The sequence below is a fragment of the Haloferax sp. ATB1 genome (genome assembly GCF_000730175.1).
Genome location: NZ_JPES01000010.1, coordinates 96,593 through 113,811 on the forward strand (window position 1 = coordinate 96,593; position 17,219 = coordinate 113,811).

The 17,219-nt window shown below is 64.9% G+C and carries 19 protein-coding genes; 16 read left to right on the forward strand and 3 right to left on the reverse strand.

Annotation, left to right across the window (positions count from 1 at the left end; all coding sequences use genetic code 11):
• Positions 1 to 67 precede the first annotated feature (67 nt).
• The 7 genes from ATB1_RS20150 to ATB1_RS02010 are packed head-to-tail and all read left to right on the forward strand — an operon-like array spanning position 68 to position 6,769.
• Positions 68 to 799, forward strand: a complete 732-nt coding sequence (locus ATB1_RS20150; RefSeq protein WP_042662049.1) for a creatininase family protein — start codon at positions 68 to 70, stop codon at positions 797 to 799.
• A complete protein-coding gene (locus tag ATB1_RS01985; RefSeq protein ID WP_349674948.1) occupies positions 796 to 2,451 on the forward strand; it encodes an ABC transporter substrate-binding protein in 1,656 nt (551 codons plus the stop codon). The genes ATB1_RS20150 and ATB1_RS01985 overlap by 4 nt, the downstream gene beginning before the upstream one ends.
• The gene (gene nikB, locus ATB1_RS01990; RefSeq protein WP_042662024.1) at positions 2,448 to 3,392 is read left to right on the forward strand and encodes a nickel ABC transporter permease; all 945 of its coding nucleotides are present in this window, start codon (positions 2,448 to 2,450) and stop codon (positions 3,390 to 3,392) included. The genes ATB1_RS01985 and nikB overlap by 4 nt, the downstream gene beginning before the upstream one ends.
• Positions 3,389 to 4,282, forward strand: a complete 894-nt coding sequence (nikC, locus tag ATB1_RS01995) for a nickel transporter permease (protein WP_042662025.1) — start codon at positions 3,389 to 3,391, stop codon at positions 4,280 to 4,282. Before nikB ends, nikC begins: the two co-directional genes overlap by 4 nt.
• Positions 4,279 to 5,376, forward strand: coding sequence for an ABC transporter ATP-binding protein (locus ATB1_RS02000; RefSeq protein ID WP_042662026.1), 1,098 nt, complete (start codon positions 4,279 to 4,281; stop codon positions 5,374 to 5,376). The genes nikC and ATB1_RS02000 overlap by 4 nt, the downstream gene beginning before the upstream one ends.
• Complete coding sequence (locus ATB1_RS02005) at positions 5,373 to 6,422, forward strand: ABC transporter ATP-binding protein (RefSeq protein WP_042662027.1); 1,050 nt, start codon at positions 5,373 to 5,375, stop codon at positions 6,420 to 6,422. The genes ATB1_RS02000 and ATB1_RS02005 overlap by 4 nt, the downstream gene beginning before the upstream one ends.
• On the forward strand, positions 6,419 to 6,769 hold the full coding sequence (locus ATB1_RS02010; RefSeq protein ID WP_042662028.1) for a hypothetical protein: 351 nt from the start codon (positions 6,419 to 6,421) through the stop codon (positions 6,767 to 6,769). The genes ATB1_RS02005 and ATB1_RS02010 overlap by 4 nt, the downstream gene beginning before the upstream one ends.
• A 116-nt stretch (positions 6,770 to 6,885) precedes the next feature.
• On the opposite strand, the gene ATB1_RS02015 is transcribed toward ATB1_RS02010, so the two are convergent.
• Positions 6,886 to 7,563, reverse strand: coding sequence for a class I SAM-dependent methyltransferase (locus tag ATB1_RS02015; RefSeq protein WP_042662029.1), 678 nt, complete (start codon positions 7,561 to 7,563; stop codon positions 6,886 to 6,888).
• A gap of 722 nt (positions 7,564 to 8,285) precedes the next feature.
• Here ATB1_RS02015 and ATB1_RS02025 point away from each other — a divergent pair.
• From ATB1_RS02025 to ATB1_RS02035, 3 genes are all read left to right on the forward strand, one after another.
• Positions 8,286 to 8,513, forward strand: coding sequence for a hypothetical protein (locus tag ATB1_RS02025; RefSeq protein ID WP_042662031.1), 228 nt, complete (start codon positions 8,286 to 8,288; stop codon positions 8,511 to 8,513).
• Positions 8,514 to 8,577: 64 nt separating this feature from the next.
• Entirely contained in the window at positions 8,578 to 9,867 is a 1,290-nt protein-coding gene (locus tag ATB1_RS02030; protein WP_042662051.1) for an FAD/NAD(P)-binding protein, read from the forward strand.
• Between the two features lies 1 nt (position 9,868).
• Positions 9,869 to 10,276, forward strand: coding sequence for a hypothetical protein (locus tag ATB1_RS02035; protein WP_042662032.1), 408 nt, complete (start codon positions 9,869 to 9,871; stop codon positions 10,274 to 10,276).
• A 25-nt stretch (positions 10,277 to 10,301) separates the two neighbouring features.
• Here ATB1_RS02035 and ATB1_RS02040 read toward each other — a convergent pair whose 3' ends face one another.
• Entirely contained in the window at positions 10,302 to 10,568 is a 267-nt protein-coding gene (locus ATB1_RS02040; protein WP_042662033.1) for a hypothetical protein, read from the reverse strand.
• Positions 10,569 to 10,570: 2 nt separating this feature from the next.
• The gene (locus ATB1_RS02045) at positions 10,571 to 11,848 is read right to left on the reverse strand and encodes a GTP-binding protein (protein WP_042662034.1); all 1,278 of its coding nucleotides are present in this window, start codon (positions 11,846 to 11,848) and stop codon (positions 10,571 to 10,573) included.
• 61 nt (positions 11,849 to 11,909) lie between these two features.
• On the opposite strand from ATB1_RS02045, the gene ATB1_RS02050 reads away from it, so the two are divergent.
• The 6 genes from ATB1_RS02050 to ATB1_RS02075 form a co-directional block, all read left to right on the forward strand.
• The gene (locus ATB1_RS02050; RefSeq protein WP_042662035.1) at positions 11,910 to 13,061 is read left to right on the forward strand and encodes an NAD(P)/FAD-dependent oxidoreductase; all 1,152 of its coding nucleotides are present in this window, start codon (positions 11,910 to 11,912) and stop codon (positions 13,059 to 13,061) included.
• Positions 13,062 to 13,096: 35 nt separating this feature from the next.
• Positions 13,097 to 13,249, forward strand: a complete 153-nt coding sequence (locus tag ATB1_RS02055; RefSeq protein ID WP_241768002.1) for a 30S ribosomal protein S14 — start codon at positions 13,097 to 13,099, stop codon at positions 13,247 to 13,249.
• Positions 13,242 to 14,966, forward strand: coding sequence for a nucleoside recognition domain-containing protein (locus tag ATB1_RS02060; RefSeq protein ID WP_042662037.1), 1,725 nt, complete (start codon positions 13,242 to 13,244; stop codon positions 14,964 to 14,966). The genes ATB1_RS02055 and ATB1_RS02060 overlap by 8 nt, the downstream gene beginning before the upstream one ends.
• Before the next feature lie 3 nt (positions 14,967 to 14,969).
• Complete coding sequence (locus ATB1_RS02065; protein ID WP_042662038.1) at positions 14,970 to 15,380, forward strand: hypothetical protein; 411 nt, start codon at positions 14,970 to 14,972, stop codon at positions 15,378 to 15,380.
• Between the two features lie 34 nt (positions 15,381 to 15,414).
• Positions 15,415 to 15,792, forward strand: coding sequence for a phosphoribosyl-AMP cyclohydrolase (gene hisI, locus ATB1_RS02070; RefSeq protein WP_042662039.1), 378 nt, complete (start codon positions 15,415 to 15,417; stop codon positions 15,790 to 15,792).
• 434 nt (positions 15,793 to 16,226) lie between these two features.
• A partial coding sequence (locus ATB1_RS02075; protein ID WP_042662040.1) for an FAD/NAD(P)-binding oxidoreductase occupies positions 16,227 to 17,219 on the forward strand: 993 nt, incomplete at its 3' end.

Sequence of the window (17,219 nt, forward strand, 5' to 3'; positions counted from 1 at the left end):
GGAGCGGGTTGACGCGCGGCGGTGGACAGGTTCGCCGACCGCACACGACCGGTGGGGGCGGTTGCTCGTGAATCTCACAGCCCAAACGTGGGTCGACGTGGAGGAACCCGACGTCGATGTCTGTCTCCTTCCCGTCGGGAGCGTCGAACAGCACGGGCCGCACGCACCGCTCGGAACCGACGTATTCGTCGCGGATGCGATTGCGGAGGCTGCCGCCGGACGCGTCGAAGCGTGGAAACTACCGCCGGTACACATCGGTGTCGCCCCGTACCACCGCCACTTCCCGGGAACACTTCACCTTCCACCGGAGGTGCTTCGGGAGTACGTGTTCCATCTGCTGAAATGCATCGACGCGTGGGGCGTCGAAACTGTCCTGATAATCAACGGACACGGTGGAAACAGAGATGCGCTCAAACACGTTTGCCGACGCCTCTCGGACGAGACCGGGCTCGACGCACAGTACTGGGAGTGGATGAAAGCCGTCGAAGCGGACGTACAGCACGCCGGAGCGGTCGAGACGAGCGTACTGCAACACCTCGTTCCGGAACTCCTCGGGACGCCGCAACCGGGAGACGCCGAGAGCTGGGGCGAGTGGGTCCACGGCGCGCAGACCGCCATGTACACGGACGAATTCAGCGAGAACGGAGTCGTCGGAGACCCGACGGCTGCGACCGCCGAAGCCGGTCAGGACGTATTCGAGACGGCAGTCGGTGAACTACAGGAACTCATCGCATGGCTGGGCGATCGGAACGCGCCGGAGAACGGCCGACGGAGAGACGGAGATCACGGGACACGATGAATCTACGAAGCGGATTCAGTCGACGAGACGCACTGAAAGGAGCAACCGCAGGAGTCCTTGGGCTCGCGGGTTGCAGTGGCATCTCACAGGACGCAGCTCGGACTTCGACTTCGGAGCGGGCAGCGCAACGGAGGACGTTCCGTGTGGGGACCCCGTGGAACCCCAACTCCCTCGACCCGCTCGTCAAGGGATGGATGCTCCGAAAGCTGAACGTCATCGAACCGCTCACGATTGCGGGATATGACGCGTCGGTCAAGCCGGGGTTAGCCGCCGAGTGGACCGCGAGCGACGACAAACGCAGGTGGTCATTCACGCTCAGAGACGACGTCTCGTTCCACGACGGGACCCCGCTGACCGTCGATTCGGTCGTCACCTCGCTTCAACGGAGCTTCGAGTCGGACTCGTTGTCGAATCTCCCGGTCGAATCCGTCACCGGGGGCGGAGAGCGCGTCGTCGAAATCGAGACGAGTATCCCGTTCGCGCCGCTTCCGGCACACCTCACGCGTCCACCAACCAGCATCGTCGCCGAGAGTTCCTACGACGGCGACGGCAACGTCACCGCGCCGGTCGGGACCGGGCCGTTCCAGTTCGACTCCTGGGAACAGGGCACCCGGATCACGGCCGTCTCGAACCCCTCTTACCGCGGTCGGACGCCGGCGATCGACACGCTCGTCTACGAGAGCGTGCCGGACGACCAAACGCGGCTCCTGAAGCTCGAAAGCGGCGAGCTCGACATGGCACGTGCGATGTCGGGGTCGGCGGTTCCCCCCTTGCAGGACCGAGATGACGTGGAACCGGTTAGCTACGAAGTCCCCCGGTCTCGGTATCTCGTGTACGACACGACGTCGTCGCCCTTCGATGACCGAAACGTACGTCGCGCGGTGATGCACGCCATCGATCAGGAAAAAATCGTCAACAGCGTGCTAAACGGTCTCGGCCCGGCTGCCGTTGGCCCCTTCCCGCCGGAGGTCACCGACTGGGCGAACGCGGGCCTCGAACCCTACTCCTACGACCCGCAGAGAGCGAAGCAGTTACTCGCCGATTCAGGATGGGAGGACGAAGAAGACGTGCGAGGAAGGGACGGAGAGCGGCTGGAAATCGATCTCTGGACGTACGATGCGCGCGAACTGCCTATCGTCTCCGAAGCGGTTCAGGCGCAGCTATCGCAGGTCGGGTTCGACGTCAGCCTTCAGGTGATGGACTACGCGACTATCGAGGAGCGCGCGACTGGCGAGGCGTTCGACCTCGTGATGTGGTCGAACTCACTTCTGTGGTACCCGGACCCCGACCGGCTGACGGACTTCGTCCACTCCGAGGACGCGACGATGTTCAGCGGATATGCGAACGACCGAGTCGACGACCTGCTCGCGGAAGCGAGACAGACCACTGACACCGAAGAACGAAAGCGTCGCTACGACGAGGTGCAGTCTATCGTCCAACGCGACGTTCCAATCGGCTGGTTGACCCACCTCACGAACGTGGTCGGGATTGACGCCGACGTCACGGGGTACGAGCCGTTGCCGACGGAGACGTGCTATCACCTGGAAACCGTCGATTTCGGTGCGGACGGTGCCCGAACGACCGAGACGACGAATGCGCAGCACCGCCCACCGGACGCCCCGCTCCGGAACGGTCCGAGATCGAGAAAGTGAGTCGATACCTGCTGAAGCGGCTCGGGACGACCGTTCTGGTTCTCGTCGGCGTGTCCGTCCTCACGTTTAGCATGACTGCCCTCACGCCGGGCGACCCAGCCGTGGCCGTGCTTATCGAGCAGACGGGTCATCAGCCGTCGGCCGAGGCGGTGGCAGCGTTCCGAGCGGAACACGGTTTGAACGAGCCGTTCCCGTTCAGGTACGCCAATTGGGCGCTCGACGCATTGGGCGGCGATTTGGGACAGTCGTATAGCTCCGAACAGACGGTCGCGTCGATGCTCGTCCAACGCCTTCCTAACACGATTGAACTCGCCGCCGCATCGATGGCAATCGCCATCGCTATCGCAGTCCCTGCCGGCGTGGCGAGCGCGGTTAACCCCGGCGGTCGCGTCGACTTTGCGGCCCAGCTCGGCGCGCTTGTCGGCGTCTCTATGCCGAACTTCTGGCTCGGGTACCTACTCATCATCGTCGCGGCCCTCTGGCTCGACCTGTTCCCGGTCGCGGGCTCCGGAGGCCTCGACCATCTCGTCCTCCCGGCGGTGACGCTCGGTTCGGGCATGTCCGCGGTCATCGCTCGATTGGTCCGAACGACGATGCTGGAGGTCCTCGACGACCCCTATATCCGGACCGCCCGCTCGAAGGGGCTGCGCGAGCGAATCGTCGTCTACAAACACGCCTTGCGGAACGCACTCGTCCCGGTCGTGACCATCGCCGGCCTACAGTTCAGTTACGTTCTGAACGGGGCGGTCGTCGTCGAAGCCGTCTTCCAACGACCGGGTCTGGGAATGTTGCTCGTCGACGCGATTTTCGCACGGGATTATCCGGTGATTCAGGGGACGACTCTCCTCGTGGGCGTCATCTTCGTTCTGACCAACCTGGCGGTTGACCTGACCTACCGGTATCTCGACCCGCGAATCGGCCACAGGGGTGAGTCGGCGTGAGAGACGCCGCGAACGGCACGCGCCCCCGCCCGAGTGGCGCTCGGTGGCGGCGGTGGTACGAGGCGCTGACGACGACACGGCTCACCACGCTCGGTGCCGGTCTCGTGTTTGCTCTGTTCGCCCTTGCGGTGTTCGGTCCGGTCGTATCACCGTACGACCCGACTGCACAGGCACTCACACAGAGGCTGGAAGCCCCGTCGCTCGCGCACCCGCTCGGAACCGACCAACTCGGACGCGACGTGCTCACGCGCCTGCTCTACGGCGCGCGTCTCTCACTGGGCATCGCCATCGTCGTGACGGGCGTGCGGCTCACTCTGGGGGCGGCCGTCGGCCTCGTCGCTGGCTACGTCGGCGGCCGGGTCGACGAGGCGTTGATGCGACTCGTCGACACGCTGCTGGCGTTTCCGGGTATCGTCCTCGCACTCGTGATCGCCGGCATCCTCGGACCGAGCCTCACGAACGTGATGGTCGCGCTCGCGGTCGTCGGCTGGGCCTCTTACGCCCGCTTGGTCAGGAGTAGCGTCCTGTCGGTTCGCGAGCGGGAGTTCGTGACCGCGTCGCGGCTTCTCGGCCGCTCGCGCGCTCATGTGATCGGTCGGCACCTAGTTCCGAACGTCGTCGCCCCGGTCGTCGTGCTGGCGACGCTCGACATCGGCGGCGTCATCTTGGGAACGGCGGGCCTCTCCTTCCTCGGGCTGGGCGCGCAGCCGCCGACGCCCGAGTGGGGGACGATGCTCGCGTCGGGTCGGAACTACCTGCGGACCGCGTGGTGGCTGGTAAACGCTCCCGGCGTCCTGATCATGCTCACCGTCTTCGGGTTCAACCTCCTCGGTGACGGTCTCAGAGACGCGCTCTCGCCGACGCAATCGGCCCACATCGAGCAACTATGACGAACGAACTCCTCCGCGTCGAGGACCTGCGTACGTCCTTCGACTCAGACCGGGGTACAGTCCACGCCGTCGATGGCGTCTCCTTCAGCGTGAGCCGCGGCGAGATCGTCGGCCTTGTCGGCGAAAGCGGGAGCGGTAAGTCGGTCACCGCCCGGTCGCTCGTCCGATTGGAAGACCCGGGGCAGATCACTTCGGGACGGATCAGTTTCGACGGACAGGACCTGACCTGCGCCGACGAGGCGACGCTTCGTCGTATTCGCGGTGACGAGGTCTCCATCGTGTTCCAAGACCCTCACGAGGCGCTGAATCCGGTGTTCACCATCGGTGAACAGATCTCCGAGGCGGTTCGAATCCACGACGAGGGTCCGTCGCAGGGACTCTTCGACTTTCTGGGCGTCCCGCCGTTCCGAAACCGCGCCGCGTGGAAACGGGCCGAGGACCGCGCTGTCGAGTTGATGGAGCAGGTCGCGATTCCGAATCCGAACGGCAGCGCGGACGAATACCCCCACGAGCTTTCCGGGGGAATGCGCCAGCGCGCGATGCTCGCCGTGGCACTGGCTGGCGACCCCGACTTGCTGATCGCCGACGAGCCGACGACAGCACTGGACACGACGACGCAGGCGGGGATACTGCGACAGATACGGAGGCTCCGCGAGCAACGAGAGTTGGGCGTCCTCCTGATATCTCACGACATCGGCGTCATCGCCCAGACCTGCGACAAGGTCGTCGTCATGTACGGCGGACAGGTGATGGAATCTGGACCCGTCGACGAGGTGTTGACCGCGCCGAAACACCCCTACACGCGAGCGCTGCTTGAGTGCTCACCGCGGACTCTCGACCGTGGCGAGCGAGTCGAGACGCTCGCGGGAAGCCCGCCTGACGTTATCGGCGGTCACGACGGCTGTCCGTTCGCGGACCGCTGTGATCTCGCGACCACCGACTGCCGCAGGGGAGACATCCCGGTCACCGAACGCGCCCCCGGCCACCGCGTGGCCTGCATCGAGACGCCCATGAAATCTCGGGGAGGACCGACCGCCACCGGCGGTCGTGTGAACGGGAACAGGGTCGCTCCCGACGGCGGTGACGACGAGTGAACGCGCCCACCACGAGTAGCCGCGGGCGGCAACACGACGTGCCGGTCGTCGAACTACGGAACGTCGAAAAGGAGTTCGAGACGACTCGGTCGGTCCTCGACCGACTGCTTGACGACCCGAAGCCTGCGAAAGCTGTGTGCGGAGTCTCACTTTCGGTCCTCCGGGGAGAAACCGTGGGAATCGTCGGGGAAAGCGGCTGCGGCAAGTCGACGCTCGCGAAGCTCGTCACCGGACAGTTGACACCGAACCGTGGAACCGTCCTACTCGATGGCGACCCCGTCGGTGGCTACACGACCCGGACCGACGGGCAACTCCGTCGCGTCGGCGTCGTGTTCCAGAATGTCCGCAAAAGCTTCGACTCCAGGTGGTCGATTCAGCGGTCTCTCGCAGAGTCGTTCGGCCACGAGCAGCACTCCGACGCGACGGTCGACCACGTCGAAGACCTGTTAGCGCAGGTTCGTCTTGACCCACAGGTCGGGGAGCGGTATCCGAGCGAGCTCTCGGGCGGACAGCTCCAGCGCATCGGTATCGCCCGTGCACTCGCTCACGACCCTGACCTCGTGGTGCTCGACGAGCCTGTTTCCGGACTCGACGTAGCCACTCAGGCCGCCATTCTCGACCTGCTCGCGGACCTCCAGCGCCGACACGAGGTCGGATATCTGTTCATCTCTCACGACCTCGATGTCGTCCGGTATCTCGCCGACCGACTGGCGGTGATGTACGCCGGAGAGCTCGTCGAACGCGGGCCCGCACTGGCCGTCTTCGACCGGCCAAGCCACCCCTACACGGAAGCGCTACTGCGCGCGATTCCGAGCGACGACCCGGCCGACCCGCCGCCGGAGCCCTTACTGGGCTCTCCGCCGGTCCCGTCAAACCGACCGACCGGCTGCCCGCTTCACCCCCGCTGTTCGTACGCAGATGAGCAGTGTGAACGACATCACCCCGGGTTCGAACGGGTCCGCGATGTCCGATCGCGATGCCACTACGCCGGCGAAATCTCTGACGGTTCCCGGGCGAACGACCGCAGAAGGGGAGGGGAACGGTGACCTCACCAATCCGATTCGTGACCTCCAGCCCGTACTCTGAGAGAGAACTCTTCTGGGTTCCGGACCCGGACCGGGCGATGTTGTTTTACCACTCCGAGGACTCACAAATCTACACCGGGTACGCGGACTCAGAGGTGGACGGCTTGATCGAATGGGGGCGGCGGACGACGGGCGTCGACGAACGGAAACGGATCTACGACAGGGTTCAGGAACTCGTTCATGACGATACCTCGCTTGAGATGTTAACTTACAGCGAGACCGTCACGGGGATTCGAAACCGTATCGAGGACTTCACGCTTCATCCCACGATGTACTCTCACGGGGTGCAGAACGTACGACTTCGGTGAGAGTTGCGCGGTGGCCGTCAGCTCCTCCCGCATCTGCTCCGATAGGTTACGGGAACGGCCGGCGAAACCGCTACGCCGGTGATTAAGTCGAACAGGATCTCAGAATCGTACGGCCCTCACGGCACGTCTCCGCCGATAATGTACTGCTCGTACTCCGGCACTTCTCCCCAAAGCGTCCGCTCCATCAGGGGTTCGTGGGTGACGTTTTCGAGACCGTGCTCTCTCAGCAGCTCCGCCAACTCCTCGGGAGGACGGCCGTCGTACAGTGGAAGGTCTTCGTGAATCTGTTCGTATCCATCGAACGGACCCGAGAAGTCCCAGTGGCCCTCGATGAGGACGATACGACCGCCGGGGCGGACGACCCGTCGCCACTCCCGTATCGCCTGTGGCGGCGTCGGGAGCGTCCAGATGAGGTGGCGGGCCGTCACAGAGTCGTAGGCGTCGTCCGATGCGTTCAGTGATTCGGCGTCTCCCATGCGGAACTCGATGGAACGGTCCCGCTCCCGGCGCTTCTCGCGGGCCTGTTCGAGCATCCCGGCCGAGTAATCGACTCCCGTGACCTCGTGACCCAACTCCGCCAACAGCAACGAAATCACGCCGGTGCCACAGCCGACATCGAGTATGCGCTGGGTCGACTCGCCGGTCCAGCTCCGCAACACCGACAACCACGCCGCGCGTTGCTCCTCGCTGTGGAGCGCGTGGTGACTGTCGTCGTCGTACGTCTCGGCTCTGTCGTCCCAGTAGGCTTGGACCGATTTTTTGACTTCCTCGGGCGACTGTTCGGGTTCCCTCACGGCCGGTTCCCTCCACGGTCGGCATCGATACCGCGTCCCGTTTGCGAGCACAGCGCGTCCGCGGCACGACCGCGTAACTGCGTTACGTTCTCGACGTTCGATGACATCATTATTAAAATTATACTTGAAGTTATTATAGGTGTCCGTTTTGCCATTTTAGTCGCGCTCCTCTTCCTCCTTCCGGTGAGTCGCCGAACAGTGGATGCGACGCGTCGTCGGCGTTCACCGATACGGCAGTAGCCAGCGTTACCTCGGTGCGTGAGTGTTCTGTTCTCTCCTCTCCTCTCCTCTCCTCTCCTCTCCTCTCCTCTCCTCTCCTCTCCTCTCCGGCTTGTGACTGCAATTACTGTTAGATAACGAACTAGCTACCTCATGACTCACCGGCCTGTAGTTATTGTTAATCAAGAAAACTACAATCACAGTTTTTATTATAATCAACTATAGGTTTAATACTAGATGTTCCAGTACGCGCGGCGATTCGCTGCGAGTGGTCACCGTACCGCCACGACTTGCCTCTCGGAACCGGGCCGCCGGTACGTCTGTGCCTCTCCCGAAGCTCGGCGGACGGAAACGCCGTTCGTCGCGGAGACCGGTACCGCGGAAAAGCGCCTGTCCATGCTGGTCTCCAGTCGGAGTCCGGAGTCGGAAAATGACGACCTGAGAGATGTTGAGGCCGTGGAGAACCCTCCGTTCGAGACGCTACCGGGGGTTTTCGAGGCAGCATGACCGATCGATCGACCGACGCCTCGGACCCCGAACCGAGGTGGCTCGGAGACGCCGACCCCGGCTCGTCCGCGCGGCCGCGCTCCGAACTGATGTCCCTCGTCGTCGGCTCGGCCGACCGACCGGTCTGCACGCTCTATCCTCCAGATGTGGCAGTTCCGTACCGGACGACGACGTGGATAACGGCGTACGGCGACTCGTTCGTCGACCTCAGTGACTGCCGATGACGACGACAGCGACACAAAAACGGTTCGCGTCCCCGACCACCGACGTCCACGGAGGCGAACGAAAATGAGCGCCGACGAACCCGCCGTCCGCCGCGCTTCGCCGGCCAACCAGCCGTACGAGTACGTAGTCGTCGGCGGCGGCGTTCACGGGACCTGCGTGGCGAACTACCTCCTCGACGAGGGCGGGTACGACCACGAGGAACTGTGCCTGGTCGACCCTCACGAGCGGTTACTGGGGTCGTTCGAGACGAAAGCCCGCAAGTGCGGGATGCGGACCCTTCGGTCGACGTTCGTCCACCACATCGACACCGAGCCGTTCTCGCTCGACTCGTTCGCGGAGGGTGCACACCGGGAGCACGAACTCGTCCCGACCGAGGACTATCCGAACCGACCGACGCTCGACCTGTTCCTCGACCACGCCAGCTACGTCATCGACCGGCGCGGTATCGACGCTTGCCACTTTCAGTCGACGGTAACGGAGGTCACGAGGACCCGGCATGGGCTGCTTCGTGTGGATACGCCCGTTGGACCACTTGTCGCTCGCCGTGTGGTTTTGGCTGTTGGCCTCGGCGGTCAGCTGACGGTCCCCTCGTGGGCGACATCGCTCTCCGACAACGCGCGACTCGCGCACGTCTGGGACGACGATTTCGACCCCACGACGGCCGCGGCGTTCGACGGCCGAACGTTCGTCGTCGGGGGCGGTATCACGGCGGCACAACTCACCTGTCGGCTGTCGGAAGACGCGGACGTGACGCTCCTCTCGCGTCACGACTTCGAAGTCGAACTGACCGAAGCCGATTCCCGCTGGATCAACTGGCGGCACATCGAACAGGAGATTCACTCGCTTCCGCCGGGGTCCGCGGCCCGCTGCGACCGGATTCGCGCCGCGCGTCACGACGCGACAATCCCGCCGTACATCGAACACCGACTGGTAGACGCCCGCGACTGCGGCGACCTCGACATTCGACACGGCGAAATCGAGTGCGCACGAGCGTCTGGGGACGGATTGCACCTCCGGTTCGACGACGGCACGACCGCGACGGACGCGCAGGTCGTGCTCGCGACGGGGCACGACTCAGCCCCGAAACATCCGCTCGTCGGAGCGCTCGCCGAGTCGCTGTCGCTCGAACGCGGTGCGAACGGCTTTCCCGTCCTCGACGACCGGACGCTCGCGTGGCAGCGGAGCGACGGCACCGATTCGGCGCTGTACGTCTCGGGCGCGCTCGCGGAGATGAGCGTCGGCCCGTTCGCCCGAAACGTCGTCGGCGCTCGCCGAGCCGCGGAGCGCCTGCTCGACTCGCGCGACAGTGTGGATTCGAAGGCCGTCGCACCGCCGTCACGGGGGAGGTCCTGAGATGCCGTCGAACGACCTCACGCTCGCGGTTTCGTTGCGGGCGCTCGACGAACTCGCGCGACCGAGCCGCGCGCTCGGAGACGCCGCGCGGTGGACGAGCCACCTCGGTATCGTCTCCTCGGAACCGTCGTTCATCGAACGGCGGCGCGTCCGGGAAGCCGGGTACGAACAGGAGTTTCTGTCGGGGCCGCGAACGATAGAGGAGGCGCTGACGAGCGTGCGAACGCATTTCGACACGGCGCGGTACGTCTTCGTCGGCACGGACGAAACCAGCGAGGTCGTCACGCGGGTTCCGGACTGGACGTACCAGTCGGTGACGGACGCCGCAGCAGCCGCGGATTGGCGGCTTACGTCGACCATCGACGCCGACGAGGAGTGGCCCTACCGCGAAAAAACGCGCTCCGAGTGAGTTGCGGTCGGCTCCCCTCCCGGACCTAGAGCGCTTCTTGGGCCCGTTCCCGAAGCGGGGGTGCGAGGCTCGTGTCGTTCGCGAGTTTGTCGAGCGCGTCCGTCGCTCGACACCGACTAAGGGCGTTCAGGGCTTGGCGACGGTACCGCCCGTCGAGCCCGCTCGTGACCACGACGAGTCGAAGCTGCGTGGTCGCCCGTTCATCGGCGAGCTCATCGATGGCGTCTTCGCGCGTTCCGCGCGGCGCGTTCTTGTCGACGACCGTTCGAAAGAGCGAGCGTGGCGAGGACATCGTCAATCGGCGAGGCCGACCTCCTCGGCGCTCTCGGCGGACTGTGCCTCCCCGTCCGCAGCCTCTTCGGCGTCTTCGGGACGTTCGAACGTCGGGAAGCGGTCCTCGAAGGCGCTCCAGTCGGCGTCCATCTCTTCGTTGGTCAGCGTGGCCGTCTCGAGGTCCGCGCGGAGGTCGTCGTGGTCGATGTCGGTGCCGATGAGGACGAGTTGGGAGCCTCGGTCGCCGTACTCGGGATGCCAGGTCTCCTCCAGTTCGGGGTATGCCTCGAAGTACTGCGCCTGTTCGTCCCACGGGAGCGTCGCAAGCCACCTGCCCGCGGGCGTGAGCCGAATCGACTGGCCCGCGACGTCGATACCCAGCGCGATGTCCTCGCGGCCCGCCAGCCAGAAGTGTCCCTTCGAGCGGACCACGTTCGTCGGCAGTTCGTTCAGCAGGTCGGCGAACCGTTCCGGGTGGAACGGCCGACTGGACTCGAAGACGAACGAGGTGACCCCGTGTTCTTCCTCCGCGGAGGCGTGGGGTTCTTCGAGTTCCTGCATCCACCCGGCGGACTGACTCGCCGCCTCGAAGTCGAACCGACCAGTGTCGAGGATTGCGTCCGGATCGACCGCGCCGTGTTCGGTCCGGACGATTTCGGCGCGGGGTTGCAGCACTTCGAGCATCGCTTCGATCTCGTTGAGCGTCGCCTCGTCGACGAGGTCGCACTTGTTCACCAGCAGGACGTCGCAGAACTCGATCTGTTCGACCAGGAGGCTTCCGAGGTCCTTCTCCGTGTCGCCGTCCATGAGCGACTCCGTCGAGTCGAACGTCGTCCAGAACTGGTGGGCGTCGACGACGGTGACCGTCGTGTCGAGTTCGTAGTAGTCCATCGGCTCGATGCCGGTCTCCTCGTAGAACTCGGTGGGGTCGAGGTCCGACTGGTCGAACCCCATGGTGAGCGTCTGGGCGACGGGAAGCGGTTCGGCGACGCCGGTCGATTCGATGACGAGGTACTCGAACTCGCGAGCCCGAGCGAGCTTCGCGAGCGCGTCGAGCAGGTCGCCCCGGAGCTCACAACAGATACAGCCGTTCGACAGCTCGATTAACTCCTCGTCGTCCTCCGAGATGTCGGAGTGCTCGGCGACGCGGTCGGCGTCGACGTTCACCTCGCCCATATCGTTGACGAGGACCGCGATATCGAGGTCCGTCCGCGTGTTCAGGAGGTTGTTCAGCACGGTCGTTTTCCCCGCCCCGAGGTTGCCGCTCAGCACGGTAACGGGAATCGTCTCTCGACTCATCTGTTATTAACTCTAGACCGAATCTTATTTATAATTAGCTAACTAGATTGTTCTATTGTTAATGGAGGCCCCAACTACCCCCCGAACGGACGAGTCGTTCGACGCCGTTATCGTCGGCGCAGGTGCCGCTGGCGTCGGTATCGGTATCGTTCTCGAAGCCCTCGACCTCGACGCCTACGCGATTCTGGAGCGAGACGACGTCGGCGCGTCGTTTCGACAGTGGCCCGAGGAGATGCGGTTCATCACTCCCTCGTTTCCCGGAAACAGCTTCGGCTGTCGGGACCTGAACGCCGTCACGACGGACACGTCGCCCGCGTTCGCGCTCGACTGTGAACACCCGACCGGCGAGCAGTACGCGCAGTACCTCCGCGGAGTCGTCGAATTTCACGACCTCCCCGTCCGGACCGGCGTGGATGTCGAATCCCTCCAACGCCACGACGACGGGTTCGTTCTGGACACATCTGCCGGCGTCGTCCGGAGCCGGTTCGTCATCTGGGCGGCCGGACAGTTCGACCGACCGAACGACGAGCCGTTCCCCGGCGCGGCTCACTGCGTCCACAACTCCCGAGTCGACTCGTGGCACGCGTTCGCCGACGAGTGCGTGGACGATCCGGTCGCGGTCGTCGGCGGATACGAAAGCGGAATCGACGCGGCGCTCACGCTCACCGAACTGGGCCGCGAGGTAGTCGTCCTCGACGAGGAGGGCCCGTGGCAGTATCGCGGGCCAGACCCGAGCGAAGTCCTGTCCCCGTACACCAGCCAGCGCCTCCGAGAGGCGCTCGAACGGGACCGACCGATCACCCTCAACGACGGTGCCCGCGTCGAACGCGTCGACAGAGACGGTGGCTCGTTCGACGTCGTCTGTACGAACGGCGAGACGCTCGCGACGCGGAACCGGCCCGTGCTCGCGACGGGGTTTCAGTCGAGCCTCGGCCCGGCGGACGACTACTTCGAGTCGGAAGACGGCCACCCCCGACTGACCGACCGAGACGAATCGACGGACACGCCGGGCCTGTTCCTCGTCGGCCCCCAGGTCGCGCACAACGGTCAACAGTTCTGCTTCATCTATAAGTTCAGACAGCGGTTCGCGGTCGTCGCCGACGAAATTGCCGCGAAACTCGGTATCGACCGCGCTCCCCTCGACGAGTACCGCGAGAAGAACATGTTCCTCGAGGACGCGTCCTGCTGCGAACCCGACATGTGCGACTGCTAACCGTGACACGACAATCATCACAGCCCGACAGCGGAATCGAGCGCTCGAACGACGCGCGAGACGACGACCGACACGTGTGTCGGATGACCGGCCGAGAACAGGGCCTCGTCAGTAAGTACGACATCTGGCTCTGTCGGCAGTCGTTCCGTGAACTCGCGCCGACGATGGGGTTCAAAAAGTATGACTGACACGCAGCCTCGGTCGAACAGTCGCCCCGCGGCGGGGCGCGACGGGACGGGAAGGGGCCGGAGAGAAACCGTCGTCGTCGTCGGCAAAGAGAGCGTCGGCAAGTCGGAACTCGTCGCCGGTCTGACCGGAACGACGCCGACGACCGGCAACTTCCGCGGAACGACCGTCGACGTCGAGCGATATGAATCGGACGAGTTCGTCTTCGTCGACACGCCCGGAATCCTGCTCGGGACCGACACCCAAACGACTCGAACGGCGATCAGCGCGGTCGAAGACACTGAGACGGTGCTCCTCGTCGTTCGCGCGACGAACATCGACGACGACCTCGAGGACTTGCTGCCGCTGGTGCAGGGAAAAGCCGGCGCGATTGCCGTGACGTTCTGGGACAAAGTCGAGAACCAGGACGAGGCCCGCGACGAACTGGACGCGCTCGCCGACGACCTCGGGGTGCCGCTCGTTCCGGTGGACGCGCGAAACGTCTCCCGCGTCGCGACCGACGGCGGCGGGTCGGCGGTCGACGGACGCGAGCGGACGCACCTCGTCAGCGCGCTCTTCGATGCCGACGAGTTCCCCGGGCAGGTCACCCGGCGGACGGGCATTCGTCTCGACCCGCCGGCGACGATTCTCGAACGCCCGCTCGCCGGGCCACTCGTCGGCATCGCGTTGCTCCTGTTGCCGGCCGCGGCCGCGGTCCACTTCGCGAACGCCGTCGCCTCGGAACTCTCCCCTGAGGTACGCTCACTGCTGGCCCCCGCGGTCCGGTGGACGAGCGACCTCCCGGGTCCACTCGCGGCGGTGTTGGGCGGCGACTACGGCCTGCTGTCGATGGGACCGTTCCTGTTCGTCTGGGCCGGCCCGACGATTCTCCTCTTCGCACTGTTCATGGCGGTCTACAAGAACAGCGGACTCGTCACGCGGATTACCACGTCGCTCCACCCCTCCCTTCGACACGTCGGCCTCACCGGTCGCGACCTCGTTCGCGTGGTCATGGGATTCGGATGCAACGTTCCGGCGGTCACCAGCACCCGAGGGTGTTCGGACTGCACGCGCCGGACGACCGTTTCGGCCATCGGATTCGGGTCGGCCTGTTCCTACCAGTTCCCGGCGACGCTCGCCGTGTTCGCGGCGGTCGACATGCCGTGGCTCGTCCTCCCCTACGTCGGCGTTCTCGCCACTACGACGCTCGTTTACGCTCGTTTGATTGCGCCCGAACGGGCGCGGACGGCGTCTCTCGCCGCCGAAGACCGCGCGTTCCTCCAGTGGCCGACTCCGCGTTCGGTGTGGCGAGAGGCCAGCACCGTGGTTCGAAGCTTCTTTCTGAAGGCGCTTCCCGTCTTCGTCGGAATCGTCTTTCTCGCATCGCTCCTCGACTACCTCGGCGTCTTGGACGTGATGGGCACGACTCTCTCGCCGGTGATGGCGCTGTTCAACCTCCCCGGTGAGACGGCACTCGTCGTCGTGCTGGGGTCGATTCGCAAGGACGGTCTACTGTTGTTGCAGTCGGATGGACTCAGCGCGACGCTCTCCGCAATGACTCCCGTACAGGTGCTAACGGCCGTCTACCTCGCGGGGGTGTTGCTCCCCTGTCTGGTCACGGCGATTACGGTTGCGAGGGAGCTCTCACCGAGATACGCCGGTCGAATGCTGCTCCGTCAGGCTGCCGCCGCTGCGGGCTTCTCGCTCCTCATCGGGTGGGGTGGTGCGGCCCTCTTCTAGCCGATGGCCGACGAACACATGACGCTCGCGTTCGAACTGGCCGCGCTTCGGCGGACTCGCGACCCGCAGGCGGTGGTCGCCGATGCTCGTCGATGGGCGCGACACGTCGGGCTTCTCTCGGCGACCCCCGAGGCCGCTCACGCGTTCAGCGCGACGCACCTCATCCGCCGAGATTTCCAACTGCGGCCGACCACATCGAGCTTTCGAGAGCTCTCTTCACGGGTCGAAACGGAGAGACACGTGCTGGTCGGCACCGCTTCGAATCGGCCGGCGTACCTCCCTTCCCAGCGCTGGGAGTATCTCCGTCTCGAAGCCGCCGCCACTGCCGCTGGCTGGGAGCTTGAGAATCCGAAGACGACACGACGGGAGCGATGGTCCGCCTGGCTGTCGGGTCTCCTGAGAGTACAAGAATGAAAATTGGTATCTTTCGGCACTCGTACAGTCCGGTATGGCTGACGAATCGGTAGACATCGAACTCGATTTCGGGGACGACGGACTGGTTCCAGCAGTCGCACAGGACGCGGATACCGACGAGGTTCTGATGCTCGCGTACGCCTCGCCGGATGCGGTGGCTGCGACGCGGGAGACGGGATTGGCCCACTACTACTCTCGGAGTCGAGATGAGCTTTGGAAGAAGGGCGGGACGAGCGGGCACACCCAAGAGGTACGGGAGATTCGGGTCGATTGCGACAGAGACGCGCTCCTCTATCGCGTCGAGCAGGAGGGCGGTGCCTGTCACACTGGCTATCGTTCGTGCTTTTCGCGAACGATTGATGGCGAGGAGGTTGGTGAAAAGGTCTACGACCCCGATGAGGTCTACGACTAGGTGGAATACGGTCGCGTTGGTTGATCGTAGCACGCGAATACGGACGGCTTGAGCCAGTCGCTGGTCGATTCTGCCCTGGCGTTCTGAAGATTGTGTCCCCGTTGTGAACGACGAAACGAGTCCGTTTGCGAAGCTCTCGAGAGCGCACCGCGTCGGGGCTTGCCCCCGAGGCACTCGCTTGCTTATCCGGAGAAACGGTGTCTGAACGCGATAACCCAGCGAGATGGAGCTGAAAACCGAAGCCTCACCAACAACTTCGGTGCCGCTTTTCGTTCCACAACCCCCAATTCCGTCTGGCCGAGAATACCGTCGAGACTAGCGTTTTCGGGCAGATGTTCGGAAAATACTACACTTCTCCGTTCCTCCCTATCTGAACACCGCCGTCTCGTTCGGCCGAGGAAGTTAGGTGTCGGCGGGCGTACCACTCTCCCACGATGTCTGCCGAACCATTCGTCGTCGTCGGCGGCGACGCCGCCGGACTCTCCGCCGCGAGCAAGTTCGCCCGCGCCGACACCGACCGCGACGTCGTCGTCTTCGAGAAGGGCCGCTGGGTCTCCTACGCCCACTGCGGCACGCCCTACTTCGTCAAAGGCGAGGTCGAGAAGCTCACCGATATGCTGTCGCTGTCGCCCGAAGCGGCCGCCGAGCGCGGCATCGACCTCCGGCGCGAGCACGAGGTCGTCGCCGTCGACACCGACGAGCGAGTCGTCACGGTCGAGGGCCCGGACGGGACGTTCGACCAGCCCTACGGCGACCTCCTCGTCGCCACCGGCGCGCGGGCCCTCCGCGAACCGATAGACGGCATCGACCTCGACGGCGCGTTCACGCTCCACGGGCTGGACGACGCGGCGGCGATTCGGTCGTTCCTCACCGACCCGGACGAGGCCTCGGTGGCCGATCTCGGCGGCGGCGGATTCGTCGACGAGGCGCGCGCCGCCCGCTTCGGCACGATGGAACCGCCCGAGTCGGTCGCCATCGTCGGCGGCGGCTTCGTCGGCGTCGAGATGGCCGAGGCGTTCACCGCCCACGACCTCGACGTCCATCTGTTCCAGCGTTCCGGGCACGTCCTCAAGTCGTTCGGCGACGCCGTGGGCGAGCGCGTCGAGGAACACCTCGAAGATCACGGCGTCACGCTCCACCTCGGCGCGTCGGTCGAACGACTCCGCGGCGACGACGCGGGCCGGGTCGAGGCCGTCGTCTGCGAGGGCGACGACCTCGCGGTTGACGCGGCGATGGTCGGCATCGGTCTCCGACCCAACTCGGACCTCGTCGCCGACGCGGTCGACCTCGGCGAGACGGGCGCTATCGCGGTGGATGACTACGGACGGACGAGCGCGGAGCGCGTCTACGCCGCGGGCGACTGCGCCGAAATCGAGCACGTCGTCACCGGCGAGCCGACGTGGAACACGCTCGGCCTGCCCGCGAAC

Bases quoted from the DNA above. Each gene is read 5' to 3' on its own strand.
- ATB1_RS01985 (WP_349674948.1), top strand. From the start codon at position 796: ATGAATCTACGAAGCGGATTCAGTCGACGAGACGCACTGAAAGGAGCA.
- ATB1_RS02025 (WP_042662031.1), top strand. From the start codon at position 8,286: ATGACCGATCGATCGACCGACGCCTCGGACCCCGAACCGAGGTGGCTC.
- ATB1_RS02040 (WP_042662033.1), bottom strand. From the start codon at position 10,568: ATGTCCTCGCCACGCTCGCTCTTTCGAACGGTCGTCGACAAGAACGCG.
- ATB1_RS02050 (WP_042662035.1), top strand. From the start codon at position 11,910: ATGGAGGCCCCAACTACCCCCCGAACGGACGAGTCGTTCGACGCCGTT.
- hisI (WP_042662039.1), top strand. From the start codon at position 15,415: ATGGCTGACGAATCGGTAGACATCGAACTCGATTTCGGGGACGACGGA.
- ATB1_RS02035 (WP_042662032.1), top strand. From the start codon at position 9,869: ATGCCGTCGAACGACCTCACGCTCGCGGTTTCGTTGCGGGCGCTCGAC.
- ATB1_RS02060 (WP_042662037.1), top strand. From the start codon at position 13,242: ATGACTGACACGCAGCCTCGGTCGAACAGTCGCCCCGCGGCGGGGCGC.
- ATB1_RS02045 (WP_042662034.1), bottom strand. From the start codon at position 11,848: ATGAGTCGAGAGACGATTCCCGTTACCGTGCTGAGCGGCAACCTCGGG.
- ATB1_RS02065 (WP_042662038.1), top strand. From the start codon at position 14,970: ATGGCCGACGAACACATGACGCTCGCGTTCGAACTGGCCGCGCTTCGG.
- ATB1_RS02030 (WP_042662051.1), top strand. From the start codon at position 8,578: ATGAGCGCCGACGAACCCGCCGTCCGCCGCGCTTCGCCGGCCAACCAG.
- ATB1_RS02000 (WP_042662026.1), top strand. From the start codon at position 4,279: ATGACGAACGAACTCCTCCGCGTCGAGGACCTGCGTACGTCCTTCGAC.